Annotated in this window: 16 protein-coding genes; 7 read left to right on the top strand and 9 right to left on the bottom strand. The window is 58.6% G+C overall.

Translation table 11 applies throughout. The features are described 5' to 3' along the window. Positions 1-179: 179 nt before the first annotated feature. The 7 genes from KYK14_RS17625 to KYK14_RS17595 form a co-directional block, all read right to left on the bottom strand. The gene (locus KYK14_RS17625; RefSeq protein ID WP_185283973.1) at positions 180-1,649 is read right to left on the bottom strand and encodes a TolC family protein; all 1,470 of its coding nucleotides are present in this window, start codon (positions 1,647-1,649) and stop codon (positions 180-182) included. Positions 1,650-1,956: 307 nt separating this feature from the next. Further along, positions 1,957-5,124, bottom strand: coding sequence for an efflux RND transporter permease subunit (locus KYK14_RS17620; protein WP_208307433.1), 3,168 nt, complete (start codon positions 5,122-5,124; stop codon positions 1,957-1,959). A gap of 107 nt (positions 5,125-5,231) precedes the next feature. Continuing rightward, the gene (locus tag KYK14_RS17615) at positions 5,232-6,383 is read right to left on the bottom strand and encodes an efflux RND transporter periplasmic adaptor subunit (protein WP_219160668.1); all 1,152 of its coding nucleotides are present in this window, start codon (positions 6,381-6,383) and stop codon (positions 5,232-5,234) included. Positions 6,384-6,441: 58 nt separating this feature from the next. After that, on the bottom strand, positions 6,442-6,747 hold the full coding sequence (locus KYK14_RS17610) for a hypothetical protein (protein WP_185283976.1): 306 nt from the start codon (positions 6,745-6,747) through the stop codon (positions 6,442-6,444). A gap of 347 nt (positions 6,748-7,094) precedes the next feature. Continuing rightward, positions 7,095-8,216 carry a 23S rRNA pseudouridine(2604) synthase RluF gene (gene rluF, locus KYK14_RS17605; protein WP_219160666.1) on the bottom strand — a complete coding sequence of 374 codons (1,122 nt, stop codon included), beginning with the start codon at positions 8,214-8,216 and terminating at the stop codon, positions 7,095-7,097. A gap of 195 nt (positions 8,217-8,411) precedes the next feature. Further along, the gene (locus KYK14_RS17600; RefSeq protein ID WP_185283978.1) at positions 8,412-9,788 is read right to left on the bottom strand and encodes a sensor histidine kinase; all 1,377 of its coding nucleotides are present in this window, start codon (positions 9,786-9,788) and stop codon (positions 8,412-8,414) included. 160 nt (positions 9,789-9,948) lie between these two features. Further along, positions 9,949-10,626, bottom strand: coding sequence for a response regulator (locus tag KYK14_RS17595; protein ID WP_185283979.1), 678 nt, complete (start codon positions 10,624-10,626; stop codon positions 9,949-9,951). A gap of 237 nt (positions 10,627-10,863) precedes the next feature. Here KYK14_RS17595 and KYK14_RS17590 point away from each other — a divergent pair, with 237 nt between their 5' ends. The 4 genes from KYK14_RS17590 (at position 10,864) to KYK14_RS17575 (ending at position 13,538) form a co-directional block, all read left to right on the top strand. After that, on the top strand, positions 10,864-11,295 hold the full coding sequence (locus KYK14_RS17590) for a hypothetical protein (RefSeq protein ID WP_219160664.1): 432 nt from the start codon (positions 10,864-10,866) through the stop codon (positions 11,293-11,295). Next, on the top strand, positions 11,292-11,996 hold the full coding sequence (locus tag KYK14_RS17585) for an SCO family protein (protein WP_219160662.1): 705 nt from the start codon (positions 11,292-11,294) through the stop codon (positions 11,994-11,996). Before KYK14_RS17590 ends, KYK14_RS17585 begins: the two co-directional genes overlap by 4 nt. Continuing rightward, the gene (locus KYK14_RS17580) at positions 11,993-12,409 is read left to right on the top strand and encodes a c-type cytochrome (RefSeq protein WP_343217132.1); all 417 of its coding nucleotides are present in this window, start codon (positions 11,993-11,995) and stop codon (positions 12,407-12,409) included. The genes KYK14_RS17585 and KYK14_RS17580 overlap by 4 nt, the downstream gene beginning before the upstream one ends. Before the next feature lie 169 nt (positions 12,410-12,578). Next, positions 12,579-13,538: an enhanced serine sensitivity protein SseB C-terminal domain-containing protein gene (locus tag KYK14_RS17575; RefSeq protein ID WP_219160660.1), complete on the top strand. Its 960-nt coding sequence runs from the start codon at positions 12,579-12,581 to the stop codon at positions 13,536-13,538. A 140-nt stretch (positions 13,539-13,678) separates the two neighbouring features. Here KYK14_RS17575 and KYK14_RS17570 read toward each other — a convergent pair whose 3' ends face one another. Further along, positions 13,679-14,125 (bottom strand): DUF2062 domain-containing protein, encoded by a 447-nt coding sequence (locus KYK14_RS17570; protein ID WP_219160658.1) that lies wholly within the window; start codon positions 14,123-14,125, stop codon positions 13,679-13,681. A gap of 175 nt (positions 14,126-14,300) precedes the next feature. Here KYK14_RS17570 and KYK14_RS17565 point away from each other — a divergent pair, with 175 nt between their 5' ends. Beyond that, a complete protein-coding gene (locus tag KYK14_RS17565) occupies positions 14,301-15,257 on the top strand; it encodes a YihY/virulence factor BrkB family protein (protein WP_185283985.1) in 957 nt (318 codons plus the stop codon). A gap of 167 nt (positions 15,258-15,424) precedes the next feature. On the opposite strand, the gene KYK14_RS17560 is transcribed toward KYK14_RS17565, so the two are convergent. Further along, positions 15,425-16,768 (bottom strand): NAD(P)/FAD-dependent oxidoreductase, encoded by a 1,344-nt coding sequence (locus tag KYK14_RS17560; protein ID WP_185283986.1) that lies wholly within the window; start codon positions 16,766-16,768, stop codon positions 15,425-15,427. 170 nt (positions 16,769-16,938) lie between these two features. Here KYK14_RS17560 and KYK14_RS17555 point away from each other — a divergent pair, with 170 nt between their 5' ends. Then, the gene (locus KYK14_RS17555) at positions 16,939-18,342 is read left to right on the top strand and encodes a DEAD/DEAH box helicase (protein ID WP_219160656.1); all 1,404 of its coding nucleotides are present in this window, start codon (positions 16,939-16,941) and stop codon (positions 18,340-18,342) included. A 129-nt stretch (positions 18,343-18,471) separates the two neighbouring features. Further along, positions 18,472-18,672, top strand: coding sequence for a hypothetical protein (locus tag KYK14_RS17550; protein ID WP_219160654.1), 201 nt, complete (start codon positions 18,472-18,474; stop codon positions 18,670-18,672). Positions 18,673-19,110: the final 438 nt, after the last annotated feature.

The raw sequence follows: 19,110 nt of genomic DNA, 5'->3' as shown, positions 1-19,110 counted from the left end.
TCGTCGTTGAAGAGGAGTTCTTAGGGGGTAAGAGGGTAGGAAGTAAATGTGTCATCCTGAGCACAGCGAAGGACCTTCTCATGGTAGAACGAGTCGTTGATACGTCTGTCGTTCTGCTGCTATAAGGTCCTTCGCTGTGCTCAGGATGACACATCTTCTTCCTACCCTACTGCCCTAACTTACTCCCAACCGCCGCCCAGGGCGCGGTAGAGGTCGATAAGGAGCAGAAACTGCTCGCGGCGGGTTTTGGTGATGTTCAACTCCGCCTCCAGCACGTTGCGCTGGGCCGTAATTACTTCGAGATAAGATGAGTAATTCACGCCGTAGAGGTCGTTGGAGATGTCAACGGCTTTATTGAGGGCTTCCACTTCTTGCTGCTGTAATTCGTACATGCGCTGGTAGTTCTCAATGCCTTTCAGGTTGGTTACCACTTCCTCGAAGCCGGTTTGCACGGCTTTTTGATACTCATAGTAGGCTGTGCGTTGCTCGGCGGCACTGCGGGCATAATCGGCGCGGAGGGGCGCGCGATTCAGGATGGGGCCTGTGAGCCCCCCCAACAGGCCATAAGCCAAAGAGCTAGGATTCAGCAATACGGAGGTGCGGTAGGCATTAAAGCCTACGTAGGGCGTGAGCACCAGCGAGGGTAGGAAGGCAGCGCGGGCGGCGGCCACGTCGGCTTTGGCCGCCGTTAGCTCCAGTTCGGCCTGCTGTACATCGGGGCGACGCAGGAGCATGGTAGCGGGCACACCGGCGGCCACGCTGGCGGGCAGGGGCTGCACGCCAATAGGCTCGCCGCGGGTGATGGGCTGCGGGTAGCGCCCCAGCAAGCGGTTCAGCTCATTCTCGGCGGCTACCACGCGCTGCCGGGCTTCGTATTGTAGGCTGCGTGTGCGCAGGAGCTGAGCAATAAACTGCTGCACAGCCAGCTCCGTGGCGCGGCCACCGGCCTTTTGGATCTTCACAATCTCCACGGCGCGCTCCTGCAATGCCCGGTTTTTGCCTAGCACTACTAGCTCGTTATCGAGAGCCAACAGGGTGTAGTAGAGGCGAGCTACTTCGGCCACCAAGGCCGTTTGCACGAACTGACGGCCTTTTTCGGTGGCTAGCACGCGTAGGAAGGCGGCGCGGCGGCGGTTGCGTAGCTTACCCCAGATATCTAATTCCCAAGCACTTCTTAGGCCCAGAAAGAAATCGGGGGTAGGGTTTGGGATGAGGCGACGACCATCAATGTTAGGCGACAGGTTGGTGTCGTAGTTGCCGGTGCCGTTGAGGGTGTATTTGCCGTAGCGCTCCACCCCGGCCGAGGCCACGCCTGTGATGGCAGGCAGCAAAGCACCGCGCGTAATAAACACGTTGGCGCGGGCTGCCTCCACGCGCTGCATGGCAATGCCCAGATCCGGGTTGGAGCGAATAGCGGTATCGAGCAACGCTACCAGGTTGGGGTCGGCAAAGAAGTGCTGCCACTGCTGGTTGGCCATGCTCACCGTATCGGTGACGCTGGTAGTATCCGTGACGGTGCCGAAGGTAGTGGGGATGGGGGTAGCGCGGGGCATGGTCACCGGGCCTACCGAGCGGCAGCTACCAGCCAGCAACAGTGCCAGACTAGCAGCCAAGGGTAGGAAACGGCGGGTCATAGAAGATGGGTTCATGCAGGTATGGAGGAGAGAAGGCAGCGGCAGCGACGGTCTTCTGCTGGGCGTATGGTTTGGGTTGTTGGAGGCTAGTAGCTAGGCAGTGAATAAAACCAGAAGTTAGAAGCCAAGGCCTAGGGTTAGTTTCCCTCCTTTTCAAGGAAGGGTGCCCGCAGGGCGGGGTGGTAAAACTGTCAGAACTACGCTAAGCCTAGCAAGTCAAAGAGTAGATAAAACTAATCCTAGATGTCGTTCTGATGACTTTTACCACGCCCTACTCCCTCCTTGAAAAAGGAGGGGAATTTGTTACTAACTTCTCAAAGCATTAAGCTATAGCGTGGGCGGTTTCTTCGGCTACGGGTTCCACTGGGCTATGCTTGTCTTCCACAGGCTCTTTCTTCTCCCGCGAAAACAGCACGTACAGCCCCGGAATTAGAATTACCCCCACCAGCGTGCCGATGAGCATACCACCCGCTGCCGCCGTACCAATACTGCGGTTGCCGAGAGCACCGGCGCCGGTGGCAATCGTGAGCGGCAGCAGACCGGCAATGAAGGCGAAGGAGGTCATCAGGATGGGGCGTAGGCGGGAGTAGCCGCCTTCCACGGCCGCATCCAGGATAGATGCGCCTTGCTTGCGGCGCAGCACCGCAAACTCGATGATCAGAATGGCGTTTTTACCCAGCAAACCAATCAGCATTACCAGCGACACCTGGGCGTAGATGTTATTTTCCAGCCCCAGCAATTTCAGGAACAAGAACGCCCCGAAAATACCGGCCGGCAAGCTCAGAATAACCGGCAGCGGCAGCAGGAAACTTTCGTACTGAGCGGCTAGCAGCAGGTACACAAACAGGAGCACCACCGCAAACACATACAGAGCCTGGTCGCCGGACAGTACCTGCTCGCGCGTCATACCCGACCACTCGTAGGTGTAGCCGCGGGGCAGTTCCTCGGCGGCTACCCGCGCTACGGTGTTAATCACGTCGCCGGAGGAGAAGCCGTTGGCGGCGTCGCCGTTCAGCATGGCCGAGGTATACATGTTATAGCGCGTGAGCTGCTCAGGACCGTATACACGCTCCAGGCGAACGAAGGTGGAGTAGGGCACCATCTCGCCCCGGTCGTTTTTCACATACATCTTCAGCACGTCCTCGGGCTTGGTACGGAAGCTAGGCGCAGCCTGTACCATCACCTTATACATCTGCCCGAAGCGGATGAAGTTGGAGGCGTAGAACGAGCCCATCAGCGTTTGCAGCGTGCTCATGGCTTTATCAATGGTCACGCCTTTTTTGGCGGCCTGCTCCTGGTCTACGTGAATAAGGTACTGCGGGAAGCTGGCGTCGAAGCTGGTGAAGGCCGAGCCCACAGCGGGCGTCTTTTGCAAGGCCGCAATAAACTCGTTCGAGACGCGGGCGGTCTGTTGCAGGTCGCCGCGACCGGTGCGGTCCAAAAGGCGCAGCTCGAAGCCGCTGGAGTTACCGAAGCCCGGCACCGTGGGCGGGGGTAGAAACTGAATATCGGCGTCTTTAAGGTGGCGGGTTTTCTCCTCCAGAATGGCAATCAGGTCCTGCACCGACTCCTTGCGGTCGTCCCAGGTTTTCAGGTTGATCATGCCCATGCCGTACGACGAGCCGGCTACCTCCGTAGTCAGGCTATACCCGGCCAAGGTCGATACCGACTCTACCGGCTCCAACTTTGCGGCGATGCGCTGTACCTCGTCGAGTATTTTTTCCGTGCGCTCCACGGTAGCGCCGGGCGGCGTGGTCACGTTCACGTAAATCATACCCTGGTCCTCGGTTGGGATGAAGCCGGTGGGTAGGATGGTGGTGATGCCGTAAGTGGCGACAAAGAATACCAGCATCAGCCCAATGGTTACTACGCGGCGGTTGGCCACCACGCGCACCAGCTTCTGGTAGCGCAGGGCCAAGCCCTCGTAGTAGCGGTTGAACCCGCCGAAGAAACGACCCAGCAGACCTTTTTGCTCTCCCTCGGGGGCATGACGCAGCAACAGCGCGCACAGAGCCGGCGTGAGCGTGAGGGCGTTGATACCCGAAATCACAATGGAAAACGCTAGCGTGAGCGAGAACTGGCGGTAGAACACACCCACCGGACCATCCATGAACGATACCGGCACGAACACCGCCGACATCACCAGCGTGATGGCGATAATAGCGCCGCCAATCTCGTGCATGGCCGCAAACGTGGCCTCCTTCGGACTCATGTGGTCCTCGGTCATCTTCACGTGCACGGCTTCCACCACCACAATGGCGTTATCGACCACAATACCAATGGCCAGCACCAGCGCAAACAGCGTGAGCAGGTTGATACTAAAATCTAGCAGCTGCATGAAAAACAGCGTACCAATGAGCGCAACCGGCACGGCCAGGGCCGAAATGAGGGTAGAGCGCCAGTCTTGCAGGAAGATGAACACCACTAGGAACACCAGCACGAAAGCTTCTACCAGCGTGCGCAGCACCTCGTGAATACTGGCATCAAGGAAGCGCGACACGTCGTAGGCAATGTTGTAGGTCATGCCGGGCGGGAAGCTCGTGCCTTTCAGCTCGGCCATGCGCTTCTTCACGTTTTCGATTACCTCCGAGGCGTTGGAGCCGGGGCGCTGCTTGAGCATGATGGCCGCCGAGGGCCGCCCGTCAATCTTGGAGGTCATGCCGTAGTTCAGAGAGCCGAACTCGATGCGGGCCACGTCCTTGAGGCGCAGCACCGAGCCATCGGGGGTAGCGCGCACCACAATGTTTTCGTACTGCTTGGGCTCAAACAGCTTACCCGTGTAGCGTAGCACGTATTGTAGTTCCTGGCCGGCCTCGCCCGAGCTTTCGCCCGATTTGCCGGGGGCCGCCTCCACATTTTGCGCCCGGATGGCCTCAATCACCTCGTCGGCCGATACGTTCAGGGCCACCATGCGGTCGGGCCGCAGCCACACTCGCATGGAGTACTCACGCGAGCCCATGATTTCGGCGAAGCCTACCCCGTCAATCCGCTTCAGCTCCTGCAACACGTTGATATCGGCGAAGTTGTAGATAAACCTCTCCCCCACCGCCTTATCATCGCTCATGATGTTGAGGTAGAGCAGCATACTGTTCACCTCTTTCTCGGTACTCACACCCGCCTTAATTACCTCTTCCGGCAGTTCGTCAATCACAGTCTGCACGCGGTTTTGCACGTTCACGGCCGCTAGGTCGGGGTCGGTGCCTACCTGGAAGAACACAGTGATGAGCGTGATACCGCTGTTGGTACTCACCGAGGTGAGGTAGGACATGCCCGGCACGCCGTTGATGGCGCGTTCCAGGGGCGTGGCTACTGCTTTGGTACACACCTCCGCGTTGGCACCGGTGTAGCGCGCCGTCACCGTCACCGATGGGGGCACGATGTCGGGAAACTGCGTGATGGGCAGCTGAATCAGGGCCAGCAGGCCCAGAAACACGATAACCAACGAAATAACCAGCGACAGTACCGGCCGGCGAATGAATATGTCGAACATAGAGGAGGGTAGGAATGCTTAGGTGAGGTAGTGGGTGGGAGGCTGGAAACTAGGGCTAAAAGCTAGGCTAGTTCCCCTCCTTAACAGAGGAGGGGAGTTCGTTCTAACTACTGAGCTTCAGCCAGCAGCGTTTTCATAGTCACGGGTCGGGACTGAATGGTATTGCCGTCGCGCAGGTCCTGCACGCCTTCGTACACAATTCGTTCACCGGCTTTCAGACCCGATTTCACTACATAGAAGTCCGACAAACGGGCTTGGGGTGTGAACGACTGCTGCTTGATCTTGCCATTTTGTCCCACCACAAACACGTAGTTTTTATCCTGCGTCTCAAACACGGCGCGTTGCGGAACCAGCAACGCGTCTTTCACCTCGTTCTGAAGGCGCACCCGGCCGCTGGCATTGTGCTTCAGCAGCCCTTCGGGGTTGGGAAAACGCGCCCGGAAGGCAATAGAGCCAGTAGTTTCCTCAAACTCGCCTTCCATGGTTTCAATGCGGCCGCCGTGGCGGTAGGGCGTGCCGTCGGCCAGCACCAGCGTCACGCTATCGTGGCCAGACTTCTTGGTGCGCTGGCGGGTTTTGGCGTACTCCAGGTATTCATTTTCAGCCACATTGAAGTAGGCGTACACAGCACCTAGGTCCGATACGCTGGTCAGCAACGTACCATTGTCGACGAGGCTACCCGTTTTCAGCGGAATCCGGTCGATGATGCCATCGAAGGGCGCTTTGATAAGCGTGTAGGACAAGTTGAAGTTGGCATTGGCCTGTGTGGCCCGCGCCTCCCGCACCATCGCCTGTGCCGCTCTCAGTTTGGCCTGGGCCACGTCCAGCTCCGAGGAAGCAATGATGTTTTTCTTCACCAGCATCTGCACGCGGTTCAGCTCCAGCTCTGCTACCTGTTCCTGGGCTTGGGCGTTGCGCACGTTGGCCGCCGAGCTAGCCAGGCGCTCTTTGTACTCGCTCGCATTGATGCGGAACAAGGGCTGGCCTTTCTTCACAACCTGGCCTTCATCCACGTAAATGTGCTCCAGAAAACCAGGTACCCGCGCCCGCACATCCACGTTGCGCACCGCTTCAATATCGGCCACGTAATCGTGGTGGAGCACGGTGTCGCGGGGGGCGAGCTGCACTACCGGCACCTCCGGCACATCCGATTTGTTGGTATCGGCCTGGCTTTTTTCAGAGCAGCTACCTAGCGTAGCAGCAGCCAACGGTAAAACAAACCAGAAAAACTGGCGGAAAGAGGAATCCGAAAAAGACACGGAGAGAAAGTAAAAAGGTGTAGGAGGATTGATTCACAAACAAAAAAGCGGCTCGTAGTCATCTGAGACCAGAGGCAGCAGCCGTTGCCGGCAACTTGCTGGCGGCTTCACTTACCAGTAAACTGTCCTTACGTAGATGCTCGGCCTGACAGCGAGCCAACATGGCACGCGTGAGGCGTAGTTCTTCAATGGCATTGGGCACGCTGGGCAACTCCTCGTCTTCATCTTCGTCGTCGGAACCCAGCCAGCCTACCCAGGCGGTGTCGTTCTGCGGCAGCACGAGGTAGCAATTCAGCCCCGTTGACAGCAGCAGGGCTCCCAACAGCAGCCAAATCAGCATGATGTGCCGGCTATCTTGTTGCATTCGGTTTTCGGGCTTGTGTACTACAAAGCAACCGCTGCGACGTTAGAGCCGTCTTAGAATAACATTAGAAAAGATTAAAAAAGACCGCAACCGAGATAAAGTGGCTGGTCTATCTAGGGCGCGACGTTGCGCCGAGCGCACGGCGCCGGAACAGTTCTACCGCGAATAATCCCTCCTACAGTAAAGCGGATTTCAGCGTATCGTGTCGCATAAATATACCAGCCAAATCAGTTTTTAGCGGTCCGCTTGCTGATTCAGTCGGCCGTAACGCTACGCACAGCTCGCCAGCCGGTATTTTCTGTTTTCGGTAGAATCAGATAGGAAAGAATCGAGATAAAGGCGCTGCGCTACCGGCTCCGGCTGGCGCCGCGGCTACCGCTGGATTTGCCTTTGGCCGGTTTGCCGGCCCCCTTGGCCGGGCGCTTGGCGTCGCCCTGGGGGCCGCTTTTCGGGCCGGTCGATTTACCGGGCCGAGGGCCGGCCTTGTCGGTAGGACGACCGGAGGCGACGCTGCGGCCGGCCGTAACCAGCCGCTTGGGCTTCGCGCCGGGTCGCGCAGTGTCTTTATCGAGCCAGGTGCCGGCAGGAAGGGACTTCGCTTTGCGAGGAGCCTCGTCGCGCAGGGAGGGGTCGAAGGCGGGACGCACGATATCGGCCCGGCCGATGGTCGGGCGATTTGTTTTGGGGCCCGAACGGTCGCCCCACTGATCGGCCGTGGATACGACTTTGCGGCGGCGCGGCGTGCGGCCATCGTCGGTGCCTTTCGAGTCTTCAATCATCTCAAACAGCACCTTCAGCTCCTTTTCGCGTAACTCGCGCCATTCGCCGGGGCCCAGGCCCTTGATGCTGATATTCATGACGCGGATACGTTCCAGCTGCACCACTTCGTAGCCGAAATATTCGCACATGCGCCGAATCTGGCGGTTCATGCCCTGTATCAGCGTCAGCCGAAAAATGTAGGGCGTTTCCTTCACCACCTTGCACTTCTGGGTCATCACGCCCAAAATGGGCACTCCATTTTGCATGGCTTCCAGAAAATCATCCTTGATGGGCTTGTCTACCATCACGATGTATTCCTTCTCGTGCTGGTTGCCGGCGCGCAGGATTTTGTTGACGATGTCGCCGTTGCTGGTCAGCAGCAGCAGGCCCTGCGACTCCTTATCGAGGCGGCCGATGGGGAAGATGCGCACCGTGTGCTTAATGGCTCGGATGACGTTGTCCTTCACGCCCAAATCGGTGGTCGTGACGATGCCGGGGGGTTTGTTGTAGGCCAGGTACACCGCCTCCTCTTCGGGGCGGGGCTCGATGTGGACACCGTTCACCACTACCCGGTCGCGGCTCGTTACCTGGTCGCCGATGGCGGCGCGCTTGCCGTTCACCGTCACGTTGCCTTGCTCGATGTGGCGGTCGGCTTCGCGGCGCGAGCACACGCCACTTTCGCTGATGTATTTATTGAGTCGGGTTGCCATAGTAGTAGAGCGTAACGCGGGGTGCGGGGTACTTAGACCAGCGATAAAAAAAGCAGTGACCAGCCCGCTGCGGGTCGGCTGCCGGCAAAGATACGGCTAACCTCGCAGGGCATTTCGATTGAAGTAAGGAATCTAGCGTGGATTTCAGCGTGGCGCATGCGGTAACCACACAGGTCAAACTAGTTTTGGCGACTCCTACCCTACCTCCTGCATGGCGGCCAGCAGCACCGTAGCCGTGGTACCCGCGCCGGGCTCTGACGCCAGCGTGAGCTGCCCGCCGTGGCGCTGCACAATCTTGCGGGTAATGGGTAGGCCCAGGCCGTGGCCGGGCATGTGGCGGCCACTTTCACCACGATACAACGGCTCAAACACGTGCGTCAGCTCGGCTGGGCTCATGCCTTTTCCAGCATCAGTGATGGTGAGGCGCAGAGTAGCAGAATCGGCGTAGCCCAGGGTACTACTCACAGCGCCCGCCGAGTATTTGCAGGCATTATCCAATAGGTTGAACACCACGGTGGTCAGCAATTGAGCGTTGCCCAGCACCATAAACGGGTCTTCTACCTCCTCGGGCAAATCGTCGAAATCCAGGCGGATGGTACGGGTAGGGTACTTGGTCTTGCACAGCGTCAGGGCCTGGGTCACGCATTCATCCAGGCGCACGGGCTCCCTTCGGAAGGCCGTGTCATCGGCTTTGGCCAGGGCCAGCAGGTCGTTGGTGAGGGCAATGAGGCGGCGGATTTCCTCCATCGCCGACGCGGTACTCTGGCGGGCTTCGCTCAGGTCGTGGTCGTAGGCCAAGGAGGTTTCCAGCGTGCCCAGCAGGTTGGCCAGGGGCGTGCGCAGCTCGTGCGAGGCGTGCGACAAGAAGCTTTTTTGCGATTCGAAAGCTTGCTCCAGCCCGCTCAACATCTCGTTGAAGGTGATGGCCAGCTGCGCGATTTCGTCGCGGCGGTTGCCCTCGGCCACGCGCCGGCTCAGGTTGGAGGCCGTGATGCGCTTTACCTGCCGCACCACGCGGGCAATGGGGCGTAGGGCCTGATCGGTGAAGTACCAGCCGGCCAGAATAATCAGCACCAGCGCACCCAGATTGCCTACCAGCAGCAGCAGCCGCAGCTTGGCAAATTCCCGCGCCCCAAACACATCCTGCCCCACCAGCAACACGCGGTAGCTCCGGCCCTGATGCTGATACAGTATCCCTACCCCCTCGCGCCCGCCCAGCTGAAAGTGCGCTGGGCGTGTGCTTCTAATTTGATTGAGATACACAGAATCGGGTAGGGGGCGCAGTGACTTGCCCAGCCCGTATACCAGCTGATTCTGCTCGTCGTAGATGCCGATGTATTCCTGGTGCATGGTCAGCAGGTCGGCGCGGCGGAAAGTGCGCAGCACGGCCGTATCCAGGTTGGCCCGCCGGATGAGCAGCCGCGCCGCCAGCACCGCCTTGCCCTCCAGCCGATGGTAATAGCGCTGCTCCCGCGAAAACGAGCTGAAGTAGTAAATAAACGCCGACAGCGCCAGCTGAATGCCTACCACCAGCAGCGTAAAGCGCAACAACAGCTTATTCCGAATCAGCAAAGGAGAGGTGGTGAAATTGTGAGCGGTGAAGTTGTAAGATGATGAATTGTCTGGTCATGCTGAGCTTGTCGAAGCATCTCTACTGATAGTAATTCCCGATGACAGCAACGAAGCGGTAGAGATGCTTCGACAAGCTCAGCATGACAAGACGACTTCACCCCTACCCTTCCCGCATCACGTATCCCATGCCTACCATCGTATGAATGAGCTTGATAGGGTAGCCTTTGTCGAGCTTTTTACGCAGGTAGCTCACGTACACATCAATGACGTTGGTGTTGGTGTCGAAGTTCAGCTCCCACACCTTCTCGGCAATATCCACCCGCGAAATCACCTTGCCACGATTCAGCAGCAGATATTCCAGCAGGGCATACTCCTTGGTAGTCAGCTCGATGCGCTGGCCGCCGCGGGTCACGATTTTCGATTCTAGGTTTAGTTCCAGGTCGGCGATGCGCAGTATCCGTTGCACGGTGCTGGCCTCGGTGGCGCGGCGCGTGAGCACGCGGGTGCGCAGCAGCAGTTCCTTGAACTCAAAAGGTTTCACGAGGTAGTCGTCGGCGCCGGCCTCGAACCCCAGCACCTTGTCGTCGAGGCTATCGAGGGCGGTGAGCAGCAGCACGGGCACCGTAGGGTGCAGCTGCCGGCTCAGGCGGCACAGCTCCAGGCCGTTGAGGTAGGGCAGGTTCACGTCCAGAATCACCAGCGCGTAGCTGTTCTGCCGCAGCAGCGACTGGCCCACACGCCCGTCGTAGGCCACTTCAATATCATAGCCTTCATTGGCAAAGCCTTTCTGGATAAACGAGGCCAGCTTGGGTTCGTCCTCGACGAGCAGCAGTTTCATGCTGTAAAGATACAGGTGGGGAGAGTGAGAAAAGGAGGAATGGGAATAAGAAGTCTGTCATCCTGAGCGCAGCGAAGGACCTTCTCACGTGGGAACGAGTCGTTGGTACGATGGTCGTTCCCACGTGAGAAGGTCCTTCGCTGCGCTCAGGATGACAGACGCCCTACTTCCTACCCCTCACACTCTCCTACCCCCACACCCTCCTACCCTCACGCACTCCTTTGTACCTTTGCCTGCGTGAGAACGTCCACTTTCCTATTGGGGCTGCTGACGCTGGCCGCCCTACCCGCCTGTCTGTCGCTGGAAAGCGACAAGCAAAAAGAAGAAGCCGCCGAAAAAGCCGTGCTTAGCAAGCACGACGAGGCCATGGCCCAAACCACCGGCCCGGTGTACGAGCTGCGCCAGCAGCTCCAGCAGCAGCCAGGCCCCGACACCGCCCGCACGGGCCGGCAGGTGCGCAGCCTGCTCCGCGCCGAAGCCGCCATGACCGGCTGGATGCACCAGTACCGCCGCCCAGCCGACTCCACCGCCCACGAGCGAAAGTTGCAGTATTATGCCCGGCAGCAGCACAAAATCGACTCCGTGGCTGTTCTCATTTCCAGTAGCCTCGACTCGGCCCGGCAAGTGCTGGCCGCCGGCGCGGCGCCTACCCCTAGTTCTGCTCAATGATTCGTTTTGCCCTGCGCCGCGCCCTCGGCTCGTTGTTCATTGGCCTCGGCAGCCTTACGCTGCTACCCGCCTGCTCGTCGTCTTCCGCTGATCAGCAAACCGCCCAGTTGCCCTACATCGGAGAGCGGGAAGTGGTGCCCAGCCCCACCGGCGGCCCCGCCGATACGGTGTACGCCACCATCCCTACCTTCCACCTCACCGACCAGGCCGGGCAGCCCGTCACCAACGCTACGTTCAAGGACAAGGTCTACATCACCGACTTTTTCTTTGCTACCTGCCCCAGCATTTGCCCCAAAATGCAGAGCGAGCTGCTGCGCGTGTACGAAAAGTATAAAGACAACCCACGCGTGGTGTTCCTGTCGCACACCATCGACCCGGCCCACGACTCCATTCCCGTACTGCGCGACTATGCCGAGCGCCTGGGCGTGACCGACGCCTCGCGCTGGCACTTCGCCACCGCTCCCCACGATACGGTGTTTGCGCTGGCCCGCGCCTACATGACGGGCGCTCAGGTAGATAAAGAAGCTCCCGGCGGTTTTACCCACACCGGCGCTTTTGCCCTGATAGACCCCAACCGCCACGTGCGTGGCATCTACGACGGCCTGAACAAAGACGAGGTAGACCGTTTAATTAAGGAAATTCCGGTGTTGTTACAGGAAGTAAGCGCTACCTCGGCCACCGCTACCGCTAAGCAGCCGTGAGGAGCTGGTGGCTGCGCGGCGCGGCGGGTCTGGCAGTAGCCAGTGTCTTGGCCGGCTGCTTTTCCAACCGCCAGAATGAGGGCGAGAAGCTCTACGCCACGCACTGCGCCAGCTGCCACGGCGAGCAGGGCGAGGGGCTGCGCCGCCTGATTCCGCCCCTGGCCGGCGCCGACTACCTCCGCCAGCAGCGCGCCGCCCTACCCTGCCTGATCCGCAAGGGGCAGCAAGGCCCGATCTTGGTCAACGGGGTGACTTTCAACCAGGTGATGCCCGGCCACGACGACCTCACCGACTCGCAGATTACCAATATTCTCAACTTTGTGCAGCAGCAGTGGGGCAATCAAAATCAGACGTACACCATCCGGGAGGTGTCGGAGCTGCTGGATGCTTGCCACGGCAGCGACGGCCAGTAATTGGCCGCGCCACTGCATAAATTTGCCCCAAATTGCCTAGCTTGGCCTTCCTAAGTTGTCAGATATTAGTTGTCAATTGTTGGTTTTAAACTAAATCGTTGACTGACAACTATCAACTGCTCCCTAACAACTTTTCTTATTCCTTTGCTTCGTTATTGATTCCTTTCCTATGGGTCTGTTTGACTTTCTGAAACCTAAAAACGAGCCGACTTCCACTCCTACACCGTCGGCAACGCCTACCCCTTCTACCCCCGAGCAGCCCGCTACCCCTGGTGGCCCTCGCTACAAAGGCTCCAATTATACTTCGCCGCCGCAAGCCGGTGTGCCAGCACCGCCGCCTATGCCTCCTATGCAGGAGCCATATATTCCGCCCATGCCGCCTATGCCCGACTTCGAGCCCACCAACGTGCTGGAGGAATTGCTGATGCGCGCCGCCGCCGAGCCTAATGCACGCCCCATTTTCTACCGGGCGCTGTTACAGGAAGAAGTGGTAGTAGTACTGCACCCCAAAGAAGGCCTGGAGCCCGGCGAAGTGACGCCCACCGAAGGCATGGAAATTCAGTTGCAAGTGCTGAACGACGGCAAGATTCCGGTATTTACGTCGCTGGAGCGCGTGAGCGACGGCGCCGTGGAACAGGAGACGATTTCCTACCTGCGCCTGCGCGGCATCGACCTGTTTCAGATGGTGCAAGGTGCCGATTGTGCCCTCAACCCCTTCTCGCCAGTAGGCAAGCTGCTACCCGCCGCCGAGCTGGCCGATTTGCTGGCTGGCAACCTCACCAATATTCCTGGCGAGGGCGAAGGCCAGGAAATGCAGGTGATGCTGGGCCCACCCCACGAGTCGACGGCTGGCCTGGCGGAGGCCGTGCGTACCTACTGCGCCACCAACCCTGACATCGAAGCCGCCTACCTAGCCCAGATGCAGATTCAGGGCTCACCAGAGCCACCGCGCCTGCTACTGGCCTTCCACTCCACCGCCGCCAACCCCGATTTCCTACAGGAATTCGGCCCCACGCTGCAAGAGCACCTCACCAACCAGCCCCAGCTGGACATGATGCTCATCGACCCCGCTTCAGGCGAGCCCATTAACCAGTACTTCCTGCAAAGCGAGCCGATTTATCAGAAGTAAGTAGGATACATAAAGGCCGTCATGCTGAGCGGAGTCGAAGCATCTCTATTGTGAGTAATCAATTTACTACCTGTAGAGATGCTTCGACAAGCTCAGCATGACGGCTTTTTTTTACTTTAACGACGTAAGTCCTCTACTCCTTAGCTCTCCAACTCCTTCAGAGCCTTCTTCTGTAATAGGCGCTGGTAGATTGGCCGGGCACTGAAATACAGGATAAGGCCCAGCGGCACCGCGGCCAGCAGCCACAGCAGCAGCGCGCCCAACTCGGCGCGCCACAGCAGTGTGAAGGCACCACCCAGATCATGCGTGAATAGATAACGCACGCGGCCCATCGTCAGCGTTTGGGCGTTGGCGCCCAGCAGCGGCGCCCCAAACCGCAGCAGCGGCAGCATAAACAGCAGTTGCAGCGGGCTCATTAGGTGACTGATGAGCAGCATGGCGGCCACATTCAAACGCAGGCGTACGGCCGCCAGCGTGCCCAACAACGTGGTGGCGCCCAGCACCGGCACAATGCCAATGGCTACCCCTACGGCTGTGGTGAGGGCCAATTGGTGCGGAGTAAGCCCTTGCTTGAGAATATTTTGCAAAGGCAATAGCACCCGGCGGCGCAACCAAGAAGGCGGCGATGAAGAGGGCGGTAGCGGGGCGGCGGGTTCAACCAAAACAAGGCAGGTTTTTGAGGCAATGATAGACGACGGGCATCCCCGCGTTGTATCTTCGCAGTTCGCTCCGGCGCTACTTGGCCAGCGAATCAATCAGGGAATGACAAAAGTACGCGTGCCAGGCCAGCCTCGGTCAAAAGAGTGGAAGGATTTCTTTGTGCTACTGCGCCGTGCCAGTCGGATGCTGTCGGCCAATGACCCACTGCGGCTAGGGGCGGCCACAGCGTTTTTCACCACGTTTGCCCTACCCCCCATCGTCATTATTCTGATTCAGGTGCTGGGGTCGCTCTACTCCAAATCTATTGTGCGGCAGATGCTGCTCACCAAAGTGGCCGATTTGCTGGGCGCTTCGGCCGCAGGGCTGGTACAGCAGATTTTGCAAAACGTGACCAACGTGGAGCGCAGCCGCACCGTGACGTGGTTGGGTTTTGCGTTCCTACTATTCATCGCCACCACGCTGTTTGTCGTTATTCAGCACTCCCTCAACCAGCTCTGGAGCATCCGGCCGGAGAATGGGTTTTCGCCGTTTTCCAATCTCCTGAAGGAGCGGGGCCGCTCGTTACGCGTGCTGCTGGCCACGGCGGGCCTCTCCATGCTGGCATTTCTGGTAGACGCGCTGCTCTCGCTATTTGCCCACTCGCTCGTCGATTTCAATGCTTCTTTCGGCTATTATGTAGTTCAAACGCTCAACCGACTGGCGTCTTTGCTGATTCTGGTGGCGTGGTTTGCCTTCACCTTCCGCACGCTTAGTTTGGCCATTGTTTCGTGGCGGGCCGTGCTGCCCGGCGCCGTACTCACGGCCATACTTATTGATTTGGGCGAATTTATCTTAGGCTATTTGTTGGTGCCGCGCAATCTTGGTCCTATTTACGGGCCGGCATCCAGCATTGTGCTGGTGTTACTCTTCGTATTCTATTGCGCCATGATTTTCTATTTTGGCGCCTGCTTTACGAAAGTCTACGCCCACTACATCGGCCACGACATCAAGCCCAAACGCCACGCCGTACGCTACCGGCTGGTGAATTTAGCTGAGGAGGAAGAGGAGAGCCAGGGGTGAAGTGGTTAGGTTGTAAATCAAGAAAGCGTCTGTCATCCTGAGCGCAGCAAAGGCCCTTATGACAGTAGAACGACAAGTGTAACAACGACTCGTCCTAACGTGATAAGGCCTTTGCTGCGCGCAGCATGACAGACGCTTTGTCTATCTATTCACTCATAAATTCACCACTATTCCATCTGCTGACGCTGCATGAACTCCTGCGTTTTCACATCGTCTTTGCGCACGTACGGACTGATAATCACGCGCGTACCGCTTTGATAGGTAAAGAAGCGGTACACCCAGTTGGCCATCACCACTAGCTTGCTGCGGAAACCGATGAGGTAGAAAATGTGCACGAATAGCCACGCGGCCCAGGCCATAAAGCCGCTCAGGTGCTTACCGCCGGGTAGATCGGCCACGGCGCGGTTGCGGCCCGTGATGGCTAGGGACCCTTTATCGAAGTAGGAAAATGGCTCTAGTATCTCACCTCGGCGCAGGCGGTGTAGGTTTTTGGCCAGGTGCACGCCCTGCTGAATGGCAGGTTGCGCCACGCCAGGGTGGCCATTTGGCCATCTCTCACTCCGCATCAGGGCAATGTCGCCGATAGCGAATACGTCGGAGAAGCCCTGCACTTGGTTGAACAAGTTGACCACATAACGGCCGCGCTCCAACGTTTCCTTGGGCATGCCCTCTACTGTGGCTCCCGTTACGCCGGCGGCCCAAATCAGCGTCCGTGCCCGGATTTCTTCTCCGTTTTTCAGCTTCACCACCTGCCCGTCGTAGTTTTCAACCAGCGTGTTGGTTTTCACGATAACGCCTAACTCTTTCAAATCCTCGTGGGTGTGGGCACTGGACACAGGCGACATGGGCGGCAGCACGCGGTCTAGCCCTTCTACCAGGTAGATGTGCATCTGGCTGAAATCCAAGCCGGGATAGTCTTCTGGCAGCACGTGGGCGCGCATTTCGGCAATGGAGCCGGCCATTTCTACGCCCGTAGGGCCGGCGCCTACCACCACCACGTTCAGCAGCTGCTCGCGCACGGTGGGGTCGCTGGTCATGTTGGCTTGCTCGAACGCCTGCAATAGCTGGCTGCGCAGGCTCACAGCATCCGACACCTGCTTGAGGGGGAAGGCGAATTGCTTCACCTGGTCGTTGCCGAAGTAGTTGGTGCGCGTGCCAGTGGCAATTACCAGGTAGTCGTAGCTCAACTCGCCTACCAGGGTCGTCACGGTTTTGGCCGTTGGGTCGACGTTGGTTACCCGCACTGGGCGGAAGTGAAAGTCGGGGTAGTCTTTATCGAACAGTTTGCGGATGGGCTCGGCAATCGTTTCGGGCTCTAGGCGGGCCGTAGCCACCTGATAAAGCAACGGCCAGAAACCGAAGTAGTTCAGCTTGCTGAACATCACAACTTGGAACTCGTGTCCGGCCAGCTTTTTAGCCAAATTGACGCCTCCAAAGCCACTACCAATAATGACAACGCGGGGCTTTTTAGTGGCCGGAATATTCAGAGAAAGGGTTTCGGGAGTTATCATACAGCGAGAGGGAAAGGATAGCGAGAGAACCAAACAGGGAGAATAGGCCGTCGCCTTCAGATATTAACTGCAAAAACGCCCCTGTGGTTTAGGTAACTTCTGCCCACCGTTGGGCTTATGCCCGCACTTCCGCCGCTAGGGGTTACCTTTACGGTTTCGTTTCTACTCGCATGACTGCTACCCCCGCGCCCGCCCCTACCTTCGCCGACCTCGGCCTCGCCCCTACCCTGCTGCAAGCCCTCGACGAGCTACAGTTTGCGGCCCCTACCCCCGTGCAGGCGCAGGTGCTGCCCCTGGCCCTCGATGGGCAGGATGTGGCCGGACAGGCACCCACCGGCTCGGGCAAAACGGCGGCCTACGGCCTGGCTGTGCTTCAGCAGGTTGATGTGCAGCAGGATACGGTGCAGATCATTGTGCTGGTGCCTGCCCGCGAACTGGCCCTGCAAGTGCGCGACGCGCTTAAGAAGCTAGGAAAATATTTGCCTAACCTGCGCGTGGCGGCGTTCTACGGCGGCCACGCCTTTCGGGAAGAAACGGCTTCGCTGAAGCAGGCCCCGCACGTGGTAGTGGCCACGCCTGGCCGCCTGCTCGACCACTTTGAGCGGCGTACCATTATACCCAATCAGCTGAAATCTTTGGTGTTGGATGAGGCGGATAAGCTGTTGGAGCTGGGTTTTCAGGATGAGTTGGTAGAAATTGTGAAGCGCCTACCCCGGCGCCGGCAAACGCTGCTGTTCTCGGCTACGATGTCGGAGAAAGTGGTAGAGCTGATTCGCAAAAACCTGACCCGTCCCCGCGTGGTGAATGCCGGCGAAGACAGCGCCGAGCTACCCGAAAACCTGACCCTGCTGGGCCACGTGGGCACCGCCGAGCAGAAGCCCGCCGCCCTCTACCACCTCTTGCAGCGCCCCGACACGGGCCGTGCCCTGGTGTTCTGCAACACCCGCGAGCGGTGCCAGGAACTCACGCGCTTCCTGCAAGGCCGTGGCATTGCGGCCGAAACCCTGCACGGTAAAATGCCCCAACCCGAGCGCGACAAGGCCCTGCTAAAGCTCCGCAACGGCTCCAGCCAGGTGCTGGTAGCCACCGACGTAGCTGCCCGTGGCCTCGACGTGACAGCCCTCGACAGCGTAATTCAATACGATGCTCCTGACAAGGCCGACAGCTTCCAGCACCGGGCCGGACGCACGGCGCGGGCTGGTGCCGCGGGCACAGCGCACTTGCTGGCTACCCCCAAGGAGCAGGCGCACGTGCAGAAATGGCCTGTGGCCGAAACCATCAAGTGGCAGCCCATCAAGGCCGGTAAACTACCTGATGCCCTACCCAAAGCCCCACGCCCCGAGAACGTGACCCTGCACGTATCGGCGGGCAAAAAGGACAGAGTTAGCGCCCACGATCTGGTAGGCGCCTTCGTAAACGTGGGCGGCGTAGCCCGCGAGCAAGTCGGCCACATCGAGGTGTTCGATTATTACAGCTACGTAGCCGTACCGCGCCAGCAAGCCCAGGAAGTAGTCGAGCGTTTGGCCGGCGCCAAGGTGAAAGGTAAGAAAGTGCGGGTGTCGGTAGTGGCGTAACTTGGGCTAGGCGGGCGGCGCGGTGTAGGGGCGGCTTGCAGCCGCCCACCGTTCAGGCAGTTGTTATGTTGAAGCCCAACAAGCTCTCTACTTAACTTAAGTTACTATAAGCCAACTATTTATTTTAGTATGAAGCTCGTTCATCCCCTTCACCTCATCGGCTTGCTTTTCGCCGGCGTTAGCTTCGGAATCAGTTTAGGAGCTGGCCTTGCTACTGCTAAAACAGGTGCGATGCTGTCTTCAACAGCCTATCTACCGCTGACTATCAGTGGCGGATTGATTATGTTTTTGCTGCAACAGGCTTTCCACAAGCAAAAGCCTATTGCATAGTATGGGCTTTTGCATACACTATGAAGCTGTTTAGGAAGTAGGGCCGTACTAAAAAAGGCCCCACGAGACGGCGAAGTTTGGGGCGCGCCCTACCTTATTACTACCCGCCTTCATGGGAGTCCTGTTCGAAGAATAGGAGTACCCACTGGATACTGCCTCATCTGCTGGTGCCGCTGCGCCGATCTGGCAGAGGTCGTGGGGCCATCTGCGATAAACTAAAGACCGGCTGCACCTATTCGACACCCCCAAGCGTGTGAGTAGGAGGTCGGGGCCGCTCAGGATACAAATGGTGGCGGGGGCCTCCAGAAACAGCCGTTGCAGGCGTAGGCGTTGGTCTTCCCGCTCGCGCTGGGCGTACACCTGAGGTGGTCCAGTTAGGCTGGATAGTTTAGGGCACTAAGTGGAAGGAGCTGTTGATGAGTGTGATAGGGTGTCTGA

Origin of the sequence: Hymenobacter profundi (assembly GCF_019334315.1) — a bacterium.
Classification (GTDB): domain Bacteria; phylum Bacteroidota; class Bacteroidia; order Cytophagales; family Hymenobacteraceae; genus Hymenobacter; species Hymenobacter profundi.
Note: the sequence above shows the minus strand (reverse complement) of the source record. Positions and strands in the feature narration are given on the sequence as shown.

Coding starts and splice junctions, on each gene's coding strand:
- KYK14_RS17610 (WP_185283976.1), bottom strand. CDS start 6,747: ATGCAACAAGATAGCCGGCACATCATGCTGATTTGGCTGCTGTTGGGA.
- rluF (WP_219160666.1), bottom strand. CDS start 8,216: ATGGCAACCCGACTCAATAAATACATCAGCGAAAGTGGCGTGTGCTCG.
- KYK14_RS17620 (WP_208307433.1), bottom strand. CDS start 5,124: ATGTTCGACATATTCATTCGCCGGCCGGTACTGTCGCTGGTTATTTCG.
- KYK14_RS17625 (WP_185283973.1), bottom strand. CDS start 1,649: ATGAACCCATCTTCTATGACCCGCCGTTTCCTACCCTTGGCTGCTAGT.
- KYK14_RS17565 (WP_185283985.1), top strand. CDS start 14,301: ATGACAAAAGTACGCGTGCCAGGCCAGCCTCGGTCAAAAGAGTGGAAG.
- KYK14_RS17575 (WP_219160660.1), top strand. CDS start 12,579: ATGGGTCTGTTTGACTTTCTGAAACCTAAAAACGAGCCGACTTCCACT.
- KYK14_RS17595 (WP_185283979.1), bottom strand. CDS start 10,626: ATGAAACTGCTGCTCGTCGAGGACGAACCCAAGCTGGCCTCGTTTATC.
- KYK14_RS17560 (WP_185283986.1), bottom strand. CDS start 16,768: ATGATAACTCCCGAAACCCTTTCTCTGAATATTCCGGCCACTAAAAAG.
- KYK14_RS17585 (WP_219160662.1), top strand. CDS start 11,292: ATGATTCGTTTTGCCCTGCGCCGCGCCCTCGGCTCGTTGTTCATTGGC.
- KYK14_RS17555 (WP_219160656.1), top strand. CDS start 16,939: ATGACTGCTACCCCCGCGCCCGCCCCTACCTTCGCCGACCTCGGCCTC.
- KYK14_RS17550 (WP_219160654.1), top strand. CDS start 18,472: ATGAAGCTCGTTCATCCCCTTCACCTCATCGGCTTGCTTTTCGCCGGC.